General features: G+C 67.4%; 19 protein-coding genes. 10 read left to right on the top strand and 9 right to left on the bottom strand.

Going from position 1 to position 18,800, the window contains the following annotated elements:
* The first annotated feature begins 4 nt into the window (after nt 1-4).
* Genes MLGJGCBP_RS11280 through MLGJGCBP_RS11250 form a run of 7 tightly spaced genes read left to right on the top strand, consistent with a single transcriptional unit; the run spans nt 5 to nt 6,993 of the window.
* The gene (locus MLGJGCBP_RS11280; protein ID WP_160095592.1) at nt 5-1,231 is read left to right on the top strand and encodes a cytochrome P450; all 1,227 of its coding nucleotides are present in this window, start codon (nt 5-7) and stop codon (nt 1,229-1,231) included.
* A complete protein-coding gene (locus tag MLGJGCBP_RS11275; RefSeq protein WP_160095590.1) occupies nt 1,224-2,009 on the top strand; it encodes an SDR family oxidoreductase in 786 nt (261 codons plus the stop codon). Before MLGJGCBP_RS11280 ends, MLGJGCBP_RS11275 begins: the two co-directional genes overlap by 8 nt.
* Nucleotides 2,006-3,358, top strand: a complete 1,353-nt coding sequence (locus MLGJGCBP_RS11270) for a cytochrome P450 (protein ID WP_160095588.1) — start codon at nt 2,006-2,008, stop codon at nt 3,356-3,358. Before MLGJGCBP_RS11275 ends, MLGJGCBP_RS11270 begins: the two co-directional genes overlap by 4 nt.
* Nucleotides 3,358-3,573, top strand: a complete 216-nt coding sequence (locus MLGJGCBP_RS11265; protein ID WP_087561149.1) for a ferredoxin — start codon at nt 3,358-3,360, stop codon at nt 3,571-3,573. Before MLGJGCBP_RS11270 ends, MLGJGCBP_RS11265 begins: the two co-directional genes overlap by 1 nt.
* A complete protein-coding gene (locus tag MLGJGCBP_RS11260; RefSeq protein ID WP_160095586.1) occupies nt 3,573-4,121 on the top strand; it encodes a nuclear transport factor 2 family protein in 549 nt (182 codons plus the stop codon). Before MLGJGCBP_RS11265 ends, MLGJGCBP_RS11260 begins: the two co-directional genes overlap by 1 nt.
* The gene (locus MLGJGCBP_RS11255) at nt 4,115-5,371 is read left to right on the top strand and encodes a hypothetical protein (protein ID WP_160095584.1); all 1,257 of its coding nucleotides are present in this window, start codon (nt 4,115-4,117) and stop codon (nt 5,369-5,371) included. The genes MLGJGCBP_RS11260 and MLGJGCBP_RS11255 overlap by 7 nt, the downstream gene beginning before the upstream one ends.
* Nucleotides 5,372-5,382: 11 nt before the next feature.
* Nucleotides 5,383-6,993 carry an acyl-CoA synthetase gene (locus MLGJGCBP_RS11250; RefSeq protein WP_160095582.1) on the top strand — a complete coding sequence of 537 codons (1,611 nt, stop codon included), beginning with the start codon at nt 5,383-5,385 and terminating at the stop codon, nt 6,991-6,993.
* A gap of 42 nt (nt 6,994-7,035) precedes the next feature.
* Here the strand turns inward: MLGJGCBP_RS11250 and MLGJGCBP_RS11245 are convergent, their stop codons facing one another.
* From MLGJGCBP_RS11245 to MLGJGCBP_RS11235, 3 genes are all read right to left on the bottom strand, one after another.
* Nucleotides 7,036-7,701 carry a GNAT family N-acetyltransferase gene (locus tag MLGJGCBP_RS11245; RefSeq protein ID WP_087561145.1) on the bottom strand — a complete coding sequence of 222 codons (666 nt, stop codon included), beginning with the start codon at nt 7,699-7,701 and terminating at the stop codon, nt 7,036-7,038.
* Nucleotides 7,702-7,801: 100 nt separating this feature from the next.
* Nucleotides 7,802-8,311 carry a nitroreductase family deazaflavin-dependent oxidoreductase gene (locus MLGJGCBP_RS11240; protein ID WP_160095580.1) on the bottom strand — a complete coding sequence of 170 codons (510 nt, stop codon included), beginning with the start codon at nt 8,309-8,311 and terminating at the stop codon, nt 7,802-7,804.
* A gap of 9 nt (nt 8,312-8,320) precedes the next feature.
* Nucleotides 8,321-9,484 carry a steroid 3-ketoacyl-CoA thiolase gene (locus MLGJGCBP_RS11235; RefSeq protein WP_087561143.1) on the bottom strand — a complete coding sequence of 388 codons (1,164 nt, stop codon included), beginning with the start codon at nt 9,482-9,484 and terminating at the stop codon, nt 8,321-8,323.
* Between the two features lie 160 nt (nt 9,485-9,644).
* On the opposite strand from MLGJGCBP_RS11235, the gene MLGJGCBP_RS11230 reads away from it, so the two are divergent.
* A complete protein-coding gene (locus MLGJGCBP_RS11230; RefSeq protein ID WP_160095578.1) occupies nt 9,645-10,910 on the top strand; it encodes a cytochrome P450 in 1,266 nt (421 codons plus the stop codon).
* A gap of 84 nt (nt 10,911-10,994) precedes the next feature.
* Complete coding sequence (locus tag MLGJGCBP_RS11225; RefSeq protein WP_236581031.1) at nt 10,995-11,966, top strand: erythromycin esterase family protein; 972 nt, start codon at nt 10,995-10,997, stop codon at nt 11,964-11,966.
* 9 nt (nt 11,967-11,975) lie between these two features.
* Here MLGJGCBP_RS11225 and MLGJGCBP_RS11220 read toward each other — a convergent pair whose 3' ends face one another.
* From MLGJGCBP_RS11220 to MLGJGCBP_RS11200, 5 genes are read right to left on the bottom strand one after another with little or no spacing between them, the layout of a single operon-like run.
* Complete coding sequence (locus MLGJGCBP_RS11220) at nt 11,976-12,389, bottom strand: nuclear transport factor 2 family protein (RefSeq protein ID WP_160095576.1); 414 nt, start codon at nt 12,387-12,389, stop codon at nt 11,976-11,978.
* Nucleotides 12,390-12,399: 10 nt separating this feature from the next.
* Nucleotides 12,400-13,263 carry a TIGR03619 family F420-dependent LLM class oxidoreductase gene (locus MLGJGCBP_RS11215; protein ID WP_160095574.1) on the bottom strand — a complete coding sequence of 288 codons (864 nt, stop codon included), beginning with the start codon at nt 13,261-13,263 and terminating at the stop codon, nt 12,400-12,402.
* A 17-nt stretch (nt 13,264-13,280) separates the two neighbouring features.
* A complete protein-coding gene (locus tag MLGJGCBP_RS11210) occupies nt 13,281-14,456 on the bottom strand; it encodes a thiolase domain-containing protein (RefSeq protein WP_160095572.1) in 1,176 nt (391 codons plus the stop codon).
* Nucleotides 14,456-15,520 carry a thiolase domain-containing protein gene (locus MLGJGCBP_RS11205; protein ID WP_160095570.1) on the bottom strand — a complete coding sequence of 355 codons (1,065 nt, stop codon included), beginning with the start codon at nt 15,518-15,520 and terminating at the stop codon, nt 14,456-14,458. Before MLGJGCBP_RS11205 ends, MLGJGCBP_RS11210 begins: the two co-directional genes overlap by 1 nt.
* A 12-nt stretch (nt 15,521-15,532) precedes the next feature.
* Nucleotides 15,533-16,513, bottom strand: a complete 981-nt coding sequence (locus MLGJGCBP_RS11200) for a Zn-ribbon domain-containing OB-fold protein (protein WP_160095568.1) — start codon at nt 16,511-16,513, stop codon at nt 15,533-15,535.
* Between the two features lie 79 nt (nt 16,514-16,592).
* Here MLGJGCBP_RS11200 and MLGJGCBP_RS11195 point away from each other — a divergent pair, with 79 nt between their 5' ends.
* Nucleotides 16,593-17,630, top strand: coding sequence for an LLM class F420-dependent oxidoreductase (locus MLGJGCBP_RS11195; RefSeq protein ID WP_160095566.1), 1,038 nt, complete (start codon nt 16,593-16,595; stop codon nt 17,628-17,630).
* Nucleotides 17,631-17,717: 87 nt separating this feature from the next.
* On the opposite strand, the gene MLGJGCBP_RS11190 is transcribed toward MLGJGCBP_RS11195, so the two are convergent.
* Nucleotides 17,718-18,677 carry a hypothetical protein gene (locus MLGJGCBP_RS11190; RefSeq protein WP_160095644.1) on the bottom strand — a complete coding sequence of 320 codons (960 nt, stop codon included), beginning with the start codon at nt 18,675-18,677 and terminating at the stop codon, nt 17,718-17,720.
* Nucleotides 18,678-18,800: the final 123 nt, after the last annotated feature.

The following is an 18,800-nucleotide window of genomic DNA, read 5'->3' as shown; positions in this document are numbered from 1 at the left end:
TGCCATGACCGCAGCCTCGATGCCCGGGGTGTCACACAATCCGGTGACGTTCAATCCGTACGACTATGGCTTCCACGAAGATCCGTACGTCACGTATCGAAGACTGCGGGAAGAAGCGCCGGCCTACTACAACGAGGAACTCGACTTCTGGGCGTTGTCCCGGCACGAGGACGTCGTCGCGGCCTTCCGCGACAACCAGCGCCTGTCGAGCGCGAACGGGGTGTCGCTCGACCCGGCGGCCTACGGTCCGCACGCCCACAAGACGATGTCCTTTCTCGCGCTGGACGATCCGCGGCACATGCGGATGCGTCAGTTGGTGTCCCGCGGGTTCACCCCGAGGCGGGTGAACGAACTCGAGGGGCGGATCCTGGACCTCACCCGGCAGTACCTCGACCCGGCGCTCGAGGCGGGCGAGTTCGACTGGATCGCCGAATTCGCGGGCAAACTGCCTATGGACGTGATCTCGGAACTGATGGGGGTGCCGGAGGCCGACCGCAGCGAACTCCGCCGGCTCGCCGACCTGGTGGTGCACCGCGAGGAGGGCGTCCTCGACGTGCCGCACGCCGCGATGGAGGCGTCGCTCTACCTCGTCGGCTACTACGCCGACATGCTGGCAGAGCGGCGCAGGAAGCCGACCGAGGATCTGACGTCCGCCCTGCTCGAGGCGGAGATCGACGGTGACCGGCTCACCGACGACGAGATCATCGCCTTCATGTTCCTGATGGTGGTGGCGGGCAACGAGACCACCACCAAGCTGCTCGGCAACGCGCTGTACTGGGGGTTCCGCTATCCGGGCGAGGCCAGGCACGTGTTCGAGGACGCGAGCCGGGTGCCGGACTGGGTGGAGGAGACCCTCCGCTTCGACACATCCAGCCAGATGGTCGCGCGGACGGCGGCCGTCGACCTCGACTTCCACGACCGGACGATTCCCGCCGGCGACAAGGTGCTGATCCTCATCGGCTCCGCGAACCGCGACTCGGCGGTATTCGAGGACGCCGACGAATACCGGATCGGCAGGGACACCTCCAACAAGCTCGCGAGCTTCGGCGGCGGCACCCACTTCTGCCTCGGCGCCCACATGGCGCGGCTCGAAGCGCGGATCGCCCTCACCGAACTCGTCTCCCGCATAGACGATTACGACATCGACGAGGCGAACAGCGTGCGGGTCCACTCGACCAACGTCCGCGGTTTCGCCACCCTTCCCCTGAAAGTGCAGGTCCGCGATGCCTAGGTTCGAGCCCAACCCGCAGCGCCGGCCGTCGATCGTCGCCGGGGCGTCGTCGGGCATCGGCACGGCGACGGCGTACGCACTCGCCGAGGCCGGCCACCCCGTCGCGCTCGGCGCCCGCCGGGTCGCGGAGTGCGAGGAGATCGCGGAGAAGATCCGCAGCAACGGGGGAGAAGCGTTCGCGCACTTCCTCGACGTCACCGACACCGCGTCGGTCGACGACTTCGTCACCGCGGCGGAGAGCGCGCTCGGCCCCACCGAGATCGCGCTGTCGGGTGCCGGTGACCTGGAGTTCTCCGTCGCACACGAGATGGACCCGGACCAGTTCCTGGACCAGATCAACGTCCACCTCGTAGGGGCGCAGCGTCTCGCGCACCGCATCCTTCCCGGCATGATCGTGCGCAGGCGCGGAGACTTCGTCCTCATCGGATCCGACTGCGCGGACACGCCCCGGCCCCGGATGGGCGCCTACAACGCCGGTAAGGCCGGGGTCGAAATGATGGGCAGGCAGATGCGAATGGAACTGGAGGGCACCGGTGTCCGGGCATCGGTCGTGCGCCCGGGACCCACCCAGACGTCGATGGGAATGAACACCACCGAGGAGGTCATCGGACCCGTCCTCGACGACTGGGCGAAATGGGGATTCGCTCGGCACTCGTACTTCCTGCGCGCCTCCGCGATCGCCGACGCCGTCGTCGCGACCGTCAGTGCGCCCCGCGGTGCACACCTGGTGCTGATCGAGGTGCAGCCCGAGGCGCCCCTCCGAAAGGATGGAGAATGAATCTGGTTACCCCGCAACGTGTGTCCGGTGGTGAGCACGAGCACGGACATCTCGACGAGCTGCGCACCGACCCGATCGCGCTGATGCGCCGCGTCCGGGAGGAGTGTGGAAACGTCGGCGTCTTCCAGCTCGCGGACAAGAAGGTGGTGTTGCTGTCCGGCGCCGAGGCCAACGAATTCTTCTTCCGCTCCACCGACGAGGATCTCGACCAGCAGGCCGCCTACCCGTTCATGAAGCCGATCTTCGGCGAGGGAGTCGTGTTCGACGCGAGCCCCGAGCGCCGCAAGGAGATGCTGCACAACCAGGCGTTGCGCGGTGAGCAGATGAAGGGGCACGCCGCGACGATCGCCCACGAGGTCGACCGGATGGTGGCGCAGTGGGGCGACGAGGGGGAGATCGACCTGCTCGAATTCTTCGCGGAGCTGACCATCTACACATCCTCCGCCTGCCTGATCGGCAAGAAGTTCCGGGAGCAACTCGACGGCCGGTTCGCGCACCTCTACCACGAACTCGAGCAGGGCACCGATCCCATCGCCTACGTCGACGCGTACGCCGACATCGAGAGCTTCCGCCGGCGGGACGAGGCGCGGGTGCAGTTGGTGGCCCTCGTCCAGAAGATCATGACCGGGCGCATCCAGAATCCTCCGCAGGGCAGGGAGGATCGGGACATGCTCGACGTGCTCGTCTCGATCAAGGACGAGAACGGCGACGAGCGCTTCACCGCCGACGAGATCACCGGCATGTTCATCTCGATGATGTTCGCCGGGCACCACACCACGTCCGGCACCGCGGCCTGGACGCTGATCGAACTGCTGCGGCACCCGGACTACGCCAAGCAGGTGGTTGCGGAACTCGACGACCTCTATTCGGACGGCTCCGACATCAGCTTCGGGGCGCTCAGGCAGATCCCGAAACTCGAAGCGGTACTGAAGGAGACGCTGCGGCTGCATCCTCCGCTGATCATCCTGCTGCGCGTCGCACGGGGCGAGTTCGAGGTCGGCGGCTACCGGATCGCCGAGAACGACCTCGTGGCGGCGACACCGGCGATCTCCAACCGGATCACGGAGGACTTCCCGAACCCGGACACGTTCGATCCGGAACGGTACATCGACCCCAACCAGGAAGACATCGTCAACCGCTGGACGTGGATCCCGTTCGGCGCGGGCAGGCACCGCTGCGTCGGAGCTGCGTTCGCGCTGATGCAGCTGAAGGCGATCTTCTCGATCCTTCTGCAGGACTGGGAGTTCGAGATGGCGCAACCGTCCGAGACGTACCGCAACGATCACAGCAAAATGGTGGTTCAGCTGCAGCAGCCCTGCACGGTGAGGTACCGGAAGCGAAGCACGTGATGAAAGTCGAAGCCGATCTCGACCTGTGCCAGGGCCATGCCGTGTGCGAGATGGAGGCGCCCGACGTGTTCGTCGTCCCCAAGCACGGCAAGGTCGAAATCCTCGACGCCGACCCACCCGGGAACCTGCGCGCGGAGGTCGAGAGCGCCGTGCGTTTCTGCCCGACCCAGGCCCTGCGGATCCTCGCGGACACCGACTCAGAAGGAGAATCCTGATGGCCCCTTTCGACCGCGCCGAACTCGACGAGATGGTGCAGCGCTGGGTGGACGAGAACAAGCGGTGCGAGGCGCTCGGCGACTGGAAGCCGCTGGCCGAGATGTACACCGAGGACGCCACATACGGGTGGAACTACGGACCGAAGGACGACTTCATGGCCGTGGGCCGGGACGAGATCCGCGAACTGGCGCTCGGGCAGGAAATGAACGGCCTCGAGGGCTGGGAATATCCCTATCAGCAATTCGTCGTCGACGACCGCAGCGGCGACGTCATCGGATTCTGGAAACAAGTGTCCGAACGCACCCGGGACGACGGCACCCACTATCAGGTCACCGGGATCGGCGGCAGCTGGTTCCGGTACGGCGGCAACTTCCAATGGTCCTGGCAGCGTGACTTCTTCGACTTCGGCAACGTCTCGGCCCTGTTCCTCGAGATGATCACGAACAATGCGATGTCCGACGGCATGAACGCGCGGATCCAGCGCGTGACGTCCGGTCGGCTGCCGGGGTGGTATCCGGTCGGGAAGGCCCCGGTCCCGCTGTGGTGAGCACGGTGAAGGTGCCGGCGTCGTTCGCGGATCTGTCCCGCGAGGATCTGGCGATCCTTGTGCCGGAACTGCTGCTGTGCGGTCACCTCATCGACCGCTCCGGGATGCCCCACCTGATCGGGGCGTTCGGCCGCGAGGGCATGACGCAGGTCGCGATCGAGGAATGGATGGCGTCGAGCCCGATCTACGCGCGGCGCATGCAACGCGCACTGGGGTTCGAGGGCGACGGCGTCGTGACGATCTTCAAGGGCCTGCAACTCGACATCGGTGCGCCGCCCCAGTTCATGGACTTCCGGTACCGCGTCACCGATCACGACCACGGCGAGTTCTGGCTGGACCACTGCGGGGCGCTGATGGACGTCGAACCGATGGGCGACGAGTACGTCACGGCCATGTGCCACGACATCGAAGACCCGACGTTCGACGCCACCGCCCTGGCCACGAACCCGCACGCGCAGGTGCGTCCGGTGCACCGTCCGCCGCGACGGCCCGCGGACCGGACACCGCACTGCCTCTGGACGGTCACCATCGACGACGCGCACGAGCCGCCGCCGGTCCCGGAAGGGCTGGTGACGGTGGGGAAGTCGCGGGCGGCGACGGTCGGGCTGTCGCCGATCGACACCGGCGGGCCGGGGCGGCACGACTACGCGGGTGCGCTCCTCGCCGACCTGCGGTTCCCGGACTTCTCCCATTCGGCGCTGACCCGGATCGCGGAAGAGGTGTGTGTGCAGCAACACCTGCTGACCCTGGGTTTCCTGCTCGCGGTGCGGGCACGCACCGATCCCGGCGCCGCGCTCGACATCGCCCGTAAGCAACTCACCGGCATCGCCGGCCTCACGTCGGAGCGGATCCGGAACGCGCTGGGCCTGCCCGCGGATCTGGAGGGCCTGGCCGTCGTCCTCGCGGTGCATCCGGCGCTGAATCCCCGACAGTACGTGGACGTCACGATCTCCCTCGGCGACCGACTGCTGCTGACTCTCGGCCGCGAGTGCGGCGCGTCGGCGGACGGGGCATGGCCGTCCATGATCGACGGCAAGCACCTGGCGCCGTTGACCGCGTTGGTGCGCGGAGTGTCGCCGAAGTTCGCCGTGCAGGTGGTCGAGGAGACGGACACGGCGCTGACGGTGGAGGTCGTGACCGGTGAACCGCCGGCGAAGGAGGCACCCGAGGTCGCGCTCACCCGGTTCAGCACCGGGGCCGACTTCGCCTTCACCGATCGAGGAATTCCCCTCCCACTCACAGTCGTCTGAGAGGACACTCCGTGGCCTACAACCTGGCAGACCTGTTCGAGCACTCCGTCGACGTGATGCCGGAGCGGGTGGCGCTGATCTGCGGCGCTCGCCGCGTCACGTACCGGGAACTGGAGGACCGCGCCAACCGCCTGGCCCACCACTTCCTGGACGCGGGACTGACCGCCGGTTCGCACATCGGCGTGCACCTGCACAATTCCATCGAGACCATGGAGACGCTGCTGGCGGCGTACAAGATTCGCGCGGTGCCGGTCAACATCAATTACCGGTACACCAGCGACGAACTCGCCTACGTGTACGGCAACGCGGAACTCGACGCCGTGGTCCACCACCGGATCTACGCGCTGCGCATCGCGGAGGTCCTGCCCTCGCTGCCGAGGATCCGGCACACCGTCGTCGTCGAGGACGATGTCGGCGGCGCCGGTCTGCCCAGCGACTCCGTCCCGTACGAGGAGGCGCTGTCCGGCAGCGGCGACCGCGACTTCGGCGAACGCAGTTCCGAAGACCTGTTCATGATGTACACCGGCGGGACCACCGGACGTCCGAAGGGGGTGGTGTGGACGCACGAGGCCATCTGGCGCGTCCTCGGCGGTGGTCTCGACTTCTACACCGGCGAGGCGATCGACGACGAGTACCAGCAGTCGCGGGTGGGGTCGCAGGGGGAGCCGACGCTGTGGTTCGCGTTGCCGCCGCTGATCCACGCGGCCGCGATGATGCCGACGTTCACCGCGCTGTTCAGCGGGAACACGGTGCTGCTGGAATCGAAATTCGACGCCGACCGGACGTGGGAACTCGTCGAGCGGCATCGGGTGCAGATCCTCATCATCACCGGCGACGCGATGGGCCGGCCGCTGATCGAGGCCCTCGACCCGGCCCGGACCGACACGTCGAGCCTCGGTGTCGTCGCGTCGGGCGCCGCGCTGTTCTCCCCGGTGATCAAGGACGCGTTCCTCGAGGCGTTCCCGGGGCTGCTGGTGTCCGATTCGATCGGTGCGTCCGAGACCGGTTTCGGGGGAATCGGTTTCGCGACCAAGGGGGAGAGTCAGGTGGGAGGTCCCCGGGTCCCGGCGGGGCGGTACGCGCTGGTGATCGACGACGCGGGCCGTCCCGTCGAACCCGGCTCCGGGATCGACGGCTGGTTCGCCAAGGGCGGGTACGTTCCGCTGGGCTACTACAACGACCCGGAGAAGACCCGGGAGATCTTCCGCGAGGTCGACGGACAACCGGTCGTCGTCACCGGCGACCGCGCGCGGATCGAGGCTGACGGGTCGATCACCCTGCTCGGTCGCGGCAACATGGTGATCAACACCGGCGGCGAGAAGGTGTTCGCCGAGGAGGTCGAGAGCGCGGTGAAGGCGTACCGCGACGTCTACGACGCCATCGTGGTCGGCGTCCCCGACGAACGGTGGGGGCACCGGGTGTCCGCGGTCGTGCAGGCGCGCGACGGCCGGGGCGTCGACTTCGCCGGTCTCGAGGACCACGTGCGGCAGAGCCTGGCCGGCTACAAGATTCCGCGGCTGGTGTGGGTGGAGGACATCCTCCAGCGCACACCGAGCGGCAAACCCGACTACCGCTGGGCCCAGGGCGTCACCAAGCAGCGCGACCCCGACCACCGCACGTGAGCGGCGAAGTGTGCTCCCGCACGCTTCGCCACTCACCTGGGGTCAGGCGGGAGCGCGGACGACCAGGACCGTTCCCGGGAATTCGGCGGCGAGTTCCTGACGGCTGTGCTTCACGGCCGCGGTGCCGTAGCCCTTCTTCCGGGCGTCGGGGGAGATCCAGATCGCGACGTCGACCTCGCGTCCCGACAACTCGCCGAACACCATGCCGACGGCCGTGTTCTCCGCGGTGTCCTCACACACGAACCACGCGGCGGACTCGTCGTCGACTCGGCTCAGGCCCTCCGCACGTTCCTTCTCGACCCGCTCCTCGGACCATGGTGTGCCCGCGTCGTCGACCTGTTCGACGCAGCGGCGCCGGAACAGGGCGGCGTCCTCGTCGGTTTCGGTGAACGGGCGGAGGCGGAAGTTGCGGCCCGTGCTCGCAGGCCGGTCGGTCGCGGTCCACTCCAGTGTGGCGTCGAGGTCCTTCAGTTCCGACTGGATGCGGCGCCGCTCGACCTTGGTGAGGCGGCGGAACGTCAGGTTGAGGACGGCTTCCGCGTACGCCTCGGTCGTCTCGAGGAGCCCGGCGACAGTGGTGAGGGCCTCGGCGTGGTCCTCACTGTCGACGATGGCGTCGAGAACCTCGTGCCGCTGCTCGAGTGCGCGCAGCAGGACCGCGGTGAGCTCTCGACGGTCGTGTATCCGATCTTGAACCTGTGTACTCATCTGCAATTCCTCGCCCTCGGCCGTCGTACAAGTCCGTACGCGTCAATACTGCAAGATGTCCTCCGACATGGCACGCGTTACCCGACGGTACATACAACTGCTATCGGGGCGTGCAGACGACGACGGGGATCGTGCGCTCCGTCCACGCCTGGTAGTTGTCGAAGTCCGCGTACATGTCGACGAGCCGCGGCCAAAGTCGCGCGCGTTCGTCGGGATCTGCCACCTGGGCGGTCATCGGCCGGACCCGCGACTTCACCTGCACGGTCACCTGCGGGTTCGCGCGCAGGTTCAGGTACCACATCGGGTGCTTCGGGAGGCCGCCCTGCGACGCGACGAGGATGATGCGGTCGCCGTCCTCGAGGAACAGCAGCGGGCTGATCCGGGGTTCGCCGCTCTTGCGGCCGGTGGTGGTGAGCAGGCAGACGGGCAACCCGCGGGGGAAGGCGCTGCCGATCCGCCACTTGCTGCCCAGTCGCCCGCCCGTCCGCCGATACAGCACAACGTTGATCTTCGACATCCACTTGATGACGGAGGCCGTCCACTTCGAGTCGAGGCCCGGCGGGCGAGCGGAGCGAGGGGAATTTGGCTCAGGTCGGGCGGGCGCATTCATCGGGTGGCCCTAGATCCGCTCGATGATGGTGCCGGTGGCGAGCGCGCCGCCGGCGCACATCGTGATCAGGGCCGTCGACCCGTCGGTGCGCTCGAGTTCGTGCAGGGCCGTCGTGATGAGCCGGGACCCGGTGCTGCCCACGGGGTGTCCGAGCGCGAGCGCGCCGCCGTTGACGTTCACCCTGTCCATGTCGGGCTCGTGCACCGACGCCCACGACAGCAGGACCGACGCGAACGCCTCGTTCACCTCGAACAGGTCGAGGTCGCCGATCTTCATGCCGCTGCGTTCGAGGACGCGTGCCGTGGCCTGGACGGGTCCGTCGAGGTGGAATTCGGGTTCGGAGCCGACGAGCGCCTGGGAGACGATGCGGGCCCGCGGTTTCAGGCCGAGGGCGCGCGCCCTGGCCTCGTCCATCAGCATGACGGCCGCGGCGCCGTCGGAGATCTGCGAGGACGTGCCCGCCGTGTGGATGCCGCCCTCGAGGACGGGCTTCAGCTTGGCGAGCGACTCCGCGGTGGTGTCGCGCAGACCCTGATCGCGGGTCACGACCCGGGTCTCACCGGTGAGGTTGCCGTCCTTGTCGACGACGGGTGCGGTCACCTGCAGCACCTCCCGGTCGAAGCGTCCTTCGTCCCACGCTTGCTTGGCGCGGGCCTGTGAACGCACTCCGAGGGCTTCGACGTCGGCGCGGGTGATCCCGCGACGGCGGGCGATGCGCTCGGCGGCCTCGAACTGATTGGGCATGTCGATGTCCCAGTCGGCGGGCCTGCGCGGGCCGGCGTTCTCCCCGACGTTCGCCCCGAGCGGCACCTGGCTCATGGCCTCGATGCCGCAGGCGATTCCGACGTCGATCGCGTCCGTGGCGATCAGGCCCGCGATCAGATGGTTGGCCTGCTGCGCGGATCCGCACTGGCAGTCGATGGTGGTGGCGCCGACCTGCCAGGGCAGTCCGGCGTGCAGCCACGCGGTCCGGGTGATGTTGTTCGATTGCGCACCGGCCTGGGTGACGCAACCACCGATCACCTGCTCCACCAGTTCGGGGTCGATGCCGGAGCGGTCGAGGATGCCCCGCTGAGCGGCGCCGAGGATCTCTGCGGCGTGCAATCCGGACAGCCAGCCACCGCGCTTTCCGATGGGGGTGCGAACTGCCTCGACGATGACGGGTGTGCCCACGGCGGGCTCCTTTCCTTGTCCTCAGAAAATAGAACAGGTTCTGCTATCCGGGCAAGGTCTGAATGAGCTTTCCTTTGCTAGTCGCCCGGCTTGTGCTTCAATGCTAGTAGAACGTGTTCCACATCACTGAGTGGTGTATGGCTTAGGGCAGGAGACAGCAGTGGCGCAGCCCAATCTTCCAGAGGGTTTCGACTTCACCGACCCGGACATCTACGCAGAACGCATCCCCTACCAGGAGTTCGCCGAACTGCGGAAGACTGCGCCGATCTGGTGGAACCCGCAGCCGCCGGAGATCGGTGGCTTCCACGACGACGGCTACTGGGTCGTCAGCAAGCTCGAGGACGTCAAGGAGGTGTCGCGGCGCAGCGACGTCTTCTCCACCCACGAGAACACCGCGATCGTGCGCTTCGCCGACGACATTCCGCGCGAGAACATCGAGATGCAGCGTTTCATTCTCATCAACAAGGACGCTCCCGAGCACACGAAACTCCGCAAACTCGTCTCCCGCGGCTTCACGCCGCGCGCGATCAACAGCCTGCGCGAAGAACTCACCGAACGCGCCGAGCGGATCGTGAAGGCCGCCGCCGAATCGGGCGCCGGCGACTTCGTCACCCAGGTGGCATGTGAGCTTCCGCTGCAGGCGATCGCCGAACTGCTCGGCGTGCCGCAGGAGGATCGACAGAAGGTATTCGACTGGTCGAACCAGATGACGGGCTACGACGACCCCGAACTGGACATCGACCCGAACGCCGCGTCGATGGAGATCCTCGGCTATGCGTACCAAATGGCGGACGAGCGCAAGAAGTGCCCCGCCGAAGACATCGTCACGACGCTGATCGAGGCGGACATCGATGGAAATGAGCTCTCTCCCGAGGAATTCGGCTTCTTCGTGATCCTGCTGGCGGTTGCCGGCAACGAGACCACCCGCAATGCCATCACGCACGGCATGATGGCGTTCCTGGATCATCCCGATCAGTGGGAGCTCTACAAGAAGGAGCGTCCCAAGACGGCGGCGGACGAGATCGTCCGGTGGGCGACCCCGGTCAACTCGTTCCAGCGAACCGCACTGGAAGACACCGAGCTCGGCGGCGTGCACATCAAGAAGGGGCAGCGAGTCGTAATGCTGTACGGCTCGGCGAATTTCGACGAGGACGCGTTCGAGAATCCGGAAAAGTTCGACATCTTGCGGGAGCACAACCCGCACGTCGGCTTCGGCGGCACGGGGGCGCACTTCTGCCTCGGAGCCAACCTCGCGCGCCTCGAGATCGACTTGATCTTCAATGCGATTGCGGATCACCTGCCGGATATCAGTAAGCTGGGAGATCCGCGGCGGTTGCGCTCGGGCTGGCTCAACGGTATCAAGGAGTTTCAGGTCGATTACAAGACTGCGTCAGGCGGTTGCCCGGTCAGACACCGACCCCACTGATTCAGCGGCGTCGGAGGGTACCCTCATCCTCTCCGACGCCGCTGTTCCCTTTCGCCGGCGTGTGTCCAGGAAGTGCAAGCCGCCATGACCGTGCAGTCCACCGTCCGCGACGCGGGTGCGGTTTTCTCGGCCCCGGGTGATCCGAGCGTCACCGCCGCCCTCGGCGCGTTCCTTCGCGGTCTGGACACCGCGCCCCGCCTGCTCGGATTCGGGGAGCCCATGCACGGGGAGGAGGGCTTTCTGCTGCTCCGCAATCAGATGTTCCGGTACCTCGTCGAACGCGAGGGGTACCGATCCATTGCGATCGAAAGTAGTTGCCTGAAGGGGATACTCGTCGACTTCTTCGTGCGGGGCGCGAGCGGTCTGCCGCTCGACGAGGTCATGGCGCAGGGTTTCAGCCACGGCTTCGGCGAGTCCTCGGCCAACCACGACCTGGTCCGATGGATGGCCGAGTGCAACAGTCGACGCGACCCCGACGAGCAGGTGCGGTTCTCCGGTTTCGACGGCCCCATCGAGATGACGTCGGCCGACAGTCCCCGGCAGGCCCTGATCTTCCTCGACACCTACCTGCGGACCCACCTCGGCGAGCGGGATCTGCCCTGCACTCCGGACCGGATCTCCGCGCTGATCGGCGACGACGACCGCTGGAGCGACCCGGCCGTCGCCATGGACCCGACCCGATCCGTCGGTGCCACCGCCGAGGCCGGACAGTTGCGTCTGATCGCCGACGACCTGATGACGCTGCTGGCGTCGGAGGCGCCTCGCCTCGTCGCGGCGGGGACGCGCGACGCATGGTGGGAGGCCGAATTGCACGGCCGCGTCGCCACCCGCCTGCTCAGCTATCACGCCGGGATGGCGGAGAACTCCCCGCGCCGCATCACGAGGCTCCTGGGGATCCGCGACACCCTCATGGCGGACAACCTGTCCGCGCTGGTGCGGAGGGAGGCCGATCGCGGCCCCACGTTCGTCTTCGCCCACAACGGCCATCTGCCCGCGTGCCTCGCCGAACTCGACGCCGTCCTGTTCGTCCGGCACCTCGACGAGGCCGCGGGGTGACCCGCACCCTCAGACCTTGCGCAGTGTCTTCATCGCCCGCTCGACCTCCCAGAAGGCCCGCAGCGACGTGATCTTGCCTTCGTCGTTCACGCGGTAGACGAACACGCCCTCGGCGTCGATCTGCGATCCCGCCACCGTGGACCGGATGGTCCCGATGTTCACGTTCTCGTTGCCGCACACCAGCGAATCGGTGATGAGGAACTCCAACGATTCGGTGGTCGCGATCGTCATGTCGTAGAACCGGGAGATCGCGTCGAGGCCGTGATGACCCTTCCCTTCGGGGTCGAAACCCGAAGGGCCGACGGGATCTTCGACGCACGCGTCCTCGGCGAACAGGGCCAGCCACTCGTCCTTGCGTCTGCCGCTGGCAGCCGCGCGGGACGCCGCTCCGGCGAGGCGGGCAGGATGGTCGGTTGTCGTCATGTCCACACTCCTATCCGATGTACTGGTCGGCGAATTTGCGCAGCGACTCCTGCTTGGCGTCCAGGGGTCCGTCGAAGCCGATGCCGTCGAACACCCACGGGACGACGATCGTGTCGGTCACTCCGGCGTCGGCCAGTTCGGCGTACCCGTCCTTGCCGAAACGGTCGATGCAGACGGTCTGGATCTCGTACGGCAGATCGGCGCGGCCGTACTCTTCCCGCAGTTCCCGCAGTCGCGCGATGACCTGGACGAGATCGTCGAACTTGATCATCGCCGACGTCCAGCCGTCGCCGACCCGGGCCGCGCGGCGCAGGGCCACGTCGGTGTGCCCGCCGACGTAGAACGGCACCGGCTTCGTCGGGGCCGGGCTCATCTGCAGGCGGTCGAAGTCGTAGAACTGGCCGTGATACTCCACCATCCCGCCGCCGAGGATCAGCTTGATGACGTCGATCATCTCGTCGACGCGCGCGCCGCGCTTCGCGTACGGCACCCCGCACCATTCGAATTCCTCCGGTGCCCAGCCGATCCCGACTCCGAAACCGAACCGGTTGCCGATCAGGTTCGCCACCGATCCCACCTGGCGGGCCAGGAGCACCGGATTGCGGGACCCCAGCTTGAGGACCTGGGTGTAGAACTCGATCTTCGACGTCACCGCGCCCATGGCGGCCGCCGCGATCAGCGGATCCACCCACGGCGTCTCCTCGGTCCACATCCGGGAGCCGTCCGGTGTGTACGGGTAGTCCGCGCTCTGCTTCTCCATGAAGAACAGCGAGTCGGGGAGTGCGATGGACGAGAACCCGCACTCCTCGGCTGTTTTCGCGAGAGCCGGCAACTGATCGAGGGGATTCATGGCGATGCCGACGGTGAATTTCACTGGTGACGTCCCTACTACTAGTTGTTCGGCCGGTCGGAACCGACCACCCACATCGAGAAGTACTGCGAACCGCCGCCGTAGGCGTGGCCGAGTGCCTTGCGTGCGTCCTTCACCTGGTGGTCGCCGGCGCGGTGCATCACCTGCATCGCCGCCTCGGCGAACCGGATCATCCCGGAGGCGCCGATGGGGTTGGACGACAGGACGCCGCCGGACGCGTTGAGCGGGAGCCGGCCGCCGATGGCCGTCTCGCCGGCCTCGGTGAGCTTCCAGCCCTCACCCTCGGCGACGAAGCCCAGATTCTCGAGCCACATCGGTTCGAACCAGGAGAAGGGGACGTAGATTTCGGCCACGTCGATCTCGTCGAGCGGATCCTTGATGCCCGCGGCCTTCCACAGCGCGGCCGACGCGTCCCGGCCGGCCTGGGGATTCACCTGGTCGCGTCCGGCGAACGTGGTGGGCTCGGTGCGCATCGCGGTCGCGTGAATCCACGCCACCTCACGACCGTCCGCGACGACCTGCTCGGCGGCCTCCTCGTTTCCGATCACCAGCGCGCAGGCGCCGTCCGAGGACGGACAGGTCTCGTCGTAGCGGATGGGATCCCACAGCATCCGCGAGGACTGCACCGATTCGAGGGTGATGTCGGGTTGCTTGAGGTGGGCGTACGGGTTGAGGCTGCCGTTCAGCCGGTCCTTCACCGCCACCATCGCGCCGATGTGATCGGGTGCGCCGGACCGCCGGATGTACGAGCGGACGTGCGGGGCGAAGTACCCGCCCGCGCCTGCGCCGACCGGCATGTGGAACGGAATCGGGGTGGACAGCGCCCACATGGCGTTCGACTCGGACTGCTTCTCCCACGCCACCGTCAGCACCCGTTTGTGCACCCCCGACGTCACGAGGCTCGCCGCCACGCACGCGGTCGAACCGCCGACCGAGCCCGCCGTGTGCACACGCAGGAGCGGTTTTCCGTTGGCGCCCAGCGCGTCCGACATCGCGAGCTCCGGCATCATCGACCCCTCGAACAGGTCCGGTGCCTTGCCGACCACGACGGCGTCGATATCGTCCCAGCCCACCCGCGCGTCGTCCATCGCGCGGTCGATCGCCTCGCGCACCAACCCGGCCATGGACACGTCGTGCCGTTTCGCCACGTAATGGGTCTGACCGGTGCCCAGTACGGCGGCCAATTGCTTCGCCATCAGTTGCGTCCCTCCAAGACTGCGACCAGATTCTGTTGCAGCACAGCACCACTCGTGGCATGCGCCAGCGTGCGCCCGGCGTTGCCGTCCATGATGGCCTTGGCTGCGTAACCTATGCGTTCCAGACCCGCGGAGAACATCGGGTTCCCGCTCAGCGGGCCACCCGACGGGTTGATCGTCGTCGCATCGGACAGTCCGATGGCCTCGCGGAGGATCAGTTCCTGATGGGTGAACGGACCGTGCAGTTCGGCCACGTCGAGACCGCCGACGTCCCCGCCGGTGGCGGCGCGGGCGGCGGCCGTCGTCGACGGCGAGACCGTCAGGTCGCGGGCGCCGAACCCGGGCGAGTCGATCCGATGGTCGACCCCGGTGATCCAGGCCGGCCGCTCGCACAGTTCACGCGCGCGGTCGCCGGCCGCGAGCACGACTGCGGCGGCGCCGTCCGTGATCGGTGCGCAGTCGTGGGCGCGCAACGGATCCGCGACGAACGGGCTCGCGAGCAGTTCGTTGATGTCGACGTGCCCCGACAACTGGGTGTTCGGGTTGCTCTCGGCCGCGGCCCGGCTGCGCGCGGCCACCGCCGCCATCTCCTCGGACGTCCACTTCCCGGCGTCGAGTCCGAGACGCGCCTGCAGTCCGGCGAGCGACACCGAGTCGAGGGCCAGCGGCGCGACCAGGTAGGGGTCGAGTTGCATCGAAAGGATCTTGCGGAGATTGCCCGCCGACGACTTGCCGAAGCCGTAGACCAGGGCGGTGTCGACCTCGCCGGTCATGATCTTGATCCAGGCCTCGTAGAACGCCCAGGCCGCGTCCATCTCGACATGCGACTCGTTGATCGGGGGAACCGCACCGATCGAGTCGACGGCCGAGATGAACGAGAACGAACGACCGGCCAGGTAGTCCGAGGAGCCCGAGCACCAGAAGCCGATGTCGGACTTCGTGATTCCCAGCTCCTCGTAGAGCTGCTGGAAGCAGGGAACCAGCATCTCGACGCCGTTGGTGGTGCCGGAGGTCTCACGCACGTGCGGAGCGTGCGCGAACCCGACGACTGCGATATCTGTCATTGTGCCGCGCCCTTACAGGTGGTGTTTGTAGGTGTCGTACTCGGCGTCGGGCTCGCCCGTCGGCCGGAAGTACTCGATGTTCTCGAGCGTGTAGTCCCACTCCTCGCGTGGCTTCCACTTGGCCTCCACACGCATGCCCATCCGCACGTCGGCGGCGTCGCAGTCGAGGATCAGGTGAAGGAACGCGATGTCCGCGCCGTCGAGTAGCACGTAGGCGGCGACGTACGGCGGCGTGATCCGCTGCCCGAGGAAGGGAACGTTCACGATGCAGAACGTCGTGACGATGCCCCGGTCCGGCAGTTCCACCTGCTCCTTCGTCGGCACGCCGTCGGTGGGGTTGGCGCTGCGCGGCGGGATGTACACCTTGCCGCCCGGCCCGGAGCGCCCACCGATCAGCTTGCCCTCCTTCAATCCTCGGAGGTAGAAGCTCTCCTCGGCGGACGCGGAGTGCAGGTAGTCGAGATCGATCGGCATCGTGACCATCGTGACCGGTTCCGACTCCGAGTCCGGTCCGGATTCGCCGGTCGACTCCCCAGGTTCGAAGCACACGATGTCCTGGATCCGCCCGACGCGATCCTGCGCCCACCGCGCCCGCACCCGCATGCCCGTGCTCATCCCGGCGGGGGAGCCGACGTCCACGGCATGCACCAGCGACGTGTCGGCGCCGTCCAGCTTGATCAGCGCCCACGCGAACGGGGTGGTGAGTGGCTGTCCGGCAATCGGTTCCGGCATCCACGTCCAGCTCACCACGGTCCCGGCGTCGGAGACCCCGACGAAGTCGGTGAGGGGTTCGGCGGTGTTCGGGTCGAATTCGGGCGGCGGGACGTAGACGCGTCCGTCCGAGCCGCGGGCGCCGATGACCTTACGGTCGCGCAGCGCGGTCACGAAGGCTCCGACGGTCGGGCCCAACGATCGGGTGTAGTCGAATTGAAGTTTCAGCGGGGCGCTCAACGGTTCGTTCGAGAATTTTTCGGCCACCGCGCTCTTTCCCATGCTCACAACTTCGAGTAGAACAGGTTCTAGTGTTTGTGGCAAGGGTCACTTCTGACGACGGTCGATGCGGAGGCACACGATGAAGCTCGGGTTGCAACTGGGATACTGGGGCGCGCAGCCGCCGGCGAACGCCCCGGAGTTGATCGCCGCCGCCGAAGCCGAAGGATTCGACGCCGTCTTCGCCGCCGAATCGTGGGGATCCGACGCCTTCACCCCCCTCGCCTGGTGGGGGTCGAGCACCGAACGTGTCCGGCTCGGCACGTCCGTCGTCCAGATCTCGGCACGCACACCCACCAGCACCGCCATGCACGCCCTCACCCTCGACCACCTCAGCGGCGGCCGCGCGATCCTCGGACTCGGCGTCTCCGGACCGCAGGTCGTCGAAGGCTGGTACGGGCAGCCGTTCACCAAACCGCTCGCCCGCACCCGCGAATACGTCTCCATCGTGCGCAAAGTGCTGTCGCGGCAGGAACCCGTCACCAGCGACGGCCCGCACTTCCCCCTGCCCTACACCGGTCCCGGCAGCACCGGCCTGGGGAAACCACTCAAGCCCATCACCCACCCGCTCCGCCCCGACATCCCGATCTGGCTCGGCGCCGAAGGCCCCAAGAACGTCGCGCTCACCGCCGAGATCTCCGACGGCTGGCTCGCCATCTACTACTCACCCCGCCTCGCCCCCATGTACAACGAATGGCTCGACGAAGGCTTCGCCCGCCCCGGCGCCCGGCGCAGCCGCGAAGACTTCGAAGTCGCGGCCACCTGCCAAGTCATCGTCACCGACGACCGCGACGCCGCCATCGCCGGCCTCAAACCGATCACCGCCCTGTACGTCGGCGGCATGGGCGCCCCCGAACTCAACTTCCACGCCCAGGTGTACACCCGCATGGGCTACGGCGAGCAGGTCGAAGAAATCGGGCGCCTCTTCCGCGCAGGCCGCAAGGACGAAGCCGCCGCCGTCGTCCCCGACGAAATGGTCACCGAAACCATGATCATCGGCAACGTCGACGAAGTCCGCGCCGACGTCAAACGCTGGGCCGACGCCGGCGTCACCATGCTCCTCGTCTCCTGCCGCAACGCCGACCACGTCCGCGAACTGTCCGCCGCGGTCCTCGGCTGACTCCGTCCCTCTGCCCCCGCCCCCTGACCTCCCGCGCGCGCCGGGCGAATGTACCTTTCGGCGCACCTGAGGCGCTGAAAGGTACATTCACCTGCGCGCGTCGAGCATCCGGACCGCCGGCCGGGGGCGGGACGACGCCAGTTCGTAGTGCGACCGGAGGTCGGTGATCACGCGGTCGGGGTCGTCGCGGACGGCGCTCGGCAGCGTCGGAAGGACGATGATGCCGTGGTTCTGCATCCGGGTGCGGCGCTCGACGGTCGATTTGTACGCCTTGGGTGCCAGATGCCAGTCGAGAGAGTCGATGTCCCACGCGAACGCGACCTCGTCGATCCACCCGTCCGGCATGGCGATGAACTGCCCGGCGGCGTCGACGATCCTGCGGTTGAAGACCATTGGAGGTAATCCGCTACGCAGCCACAGTCTGCGGGCCTCGGCCTCGGACACCGAGTGGACGTCGGCGCTCACCTCGCGCAGTACGACGCGGGGGAGTGCTGCGCCGCGGCCGCTGCCCGAGTCCAACTCCGCGATCAGCTCGGCGACGCTCACCTCGCCCCGCTGGACCACCTCGGCGATGAGGGATCGAGCGCTGTCGAGGGTGCGGCACCGTCGCGCCGCGTCGAGCAACGCGCGCGGAAGCGGTGCGCAGGGAAGTCCGTTGCGCGTCACCGGTACCGGCAACCTCGTCGTACGTTCGACGAGAACGAATCCCGTGGACTGCACGCGCCGGTGCGTGGCGATCAGGACGTGGGCCTCACCGGAGTACGACGTTCCGTAGCCGTACTCGTGCAGCGCGGCACGACCGGTGAGGAGTGCGTTCTCACCGCTGAGCACGATCGCCGCCACTGCACGCTGACGCGCAGTGGGGTGGCCATTGCCGAGCATCACGACGCCCGGGAGGAGGCGTTGCCACGGTCCGCCCGGACGGCATCGAGCGTCGATCGCCGAATTCGACACACCCCATCGCCTCAACTCGGCGGTGCGGATGATTCCGGACCGGCTCACTCCGTACAGGTCTTCGAGGCGATGCCCCCACTCTCCGCGTCGCATGGAGTCGATCATGGCCCACCCGCCGTCGGCGGCAGTCCCGGTCACCAGGCGTTTTGGTGTGGCCTGTGGATAACTAGAGGCTGTGGATAACCCTCACACGCTGGGCGAATGTACCTCTCGGCG

The organism is Rhodococcus sp. T7, assembly GCF_009872365.1.
Taxonomy (GTDB): domain Bacteria; phylum Actinomycetota; class Actinomycetes; order Mycobacteriales; family Mycobacteriaceae; genus Rhodococcus_F.
The sequence above is the reverse complement of the archived record's forward strand: the minus strand, read 5'-3'. Positions and strand labels throughout refer to the sequence as shown.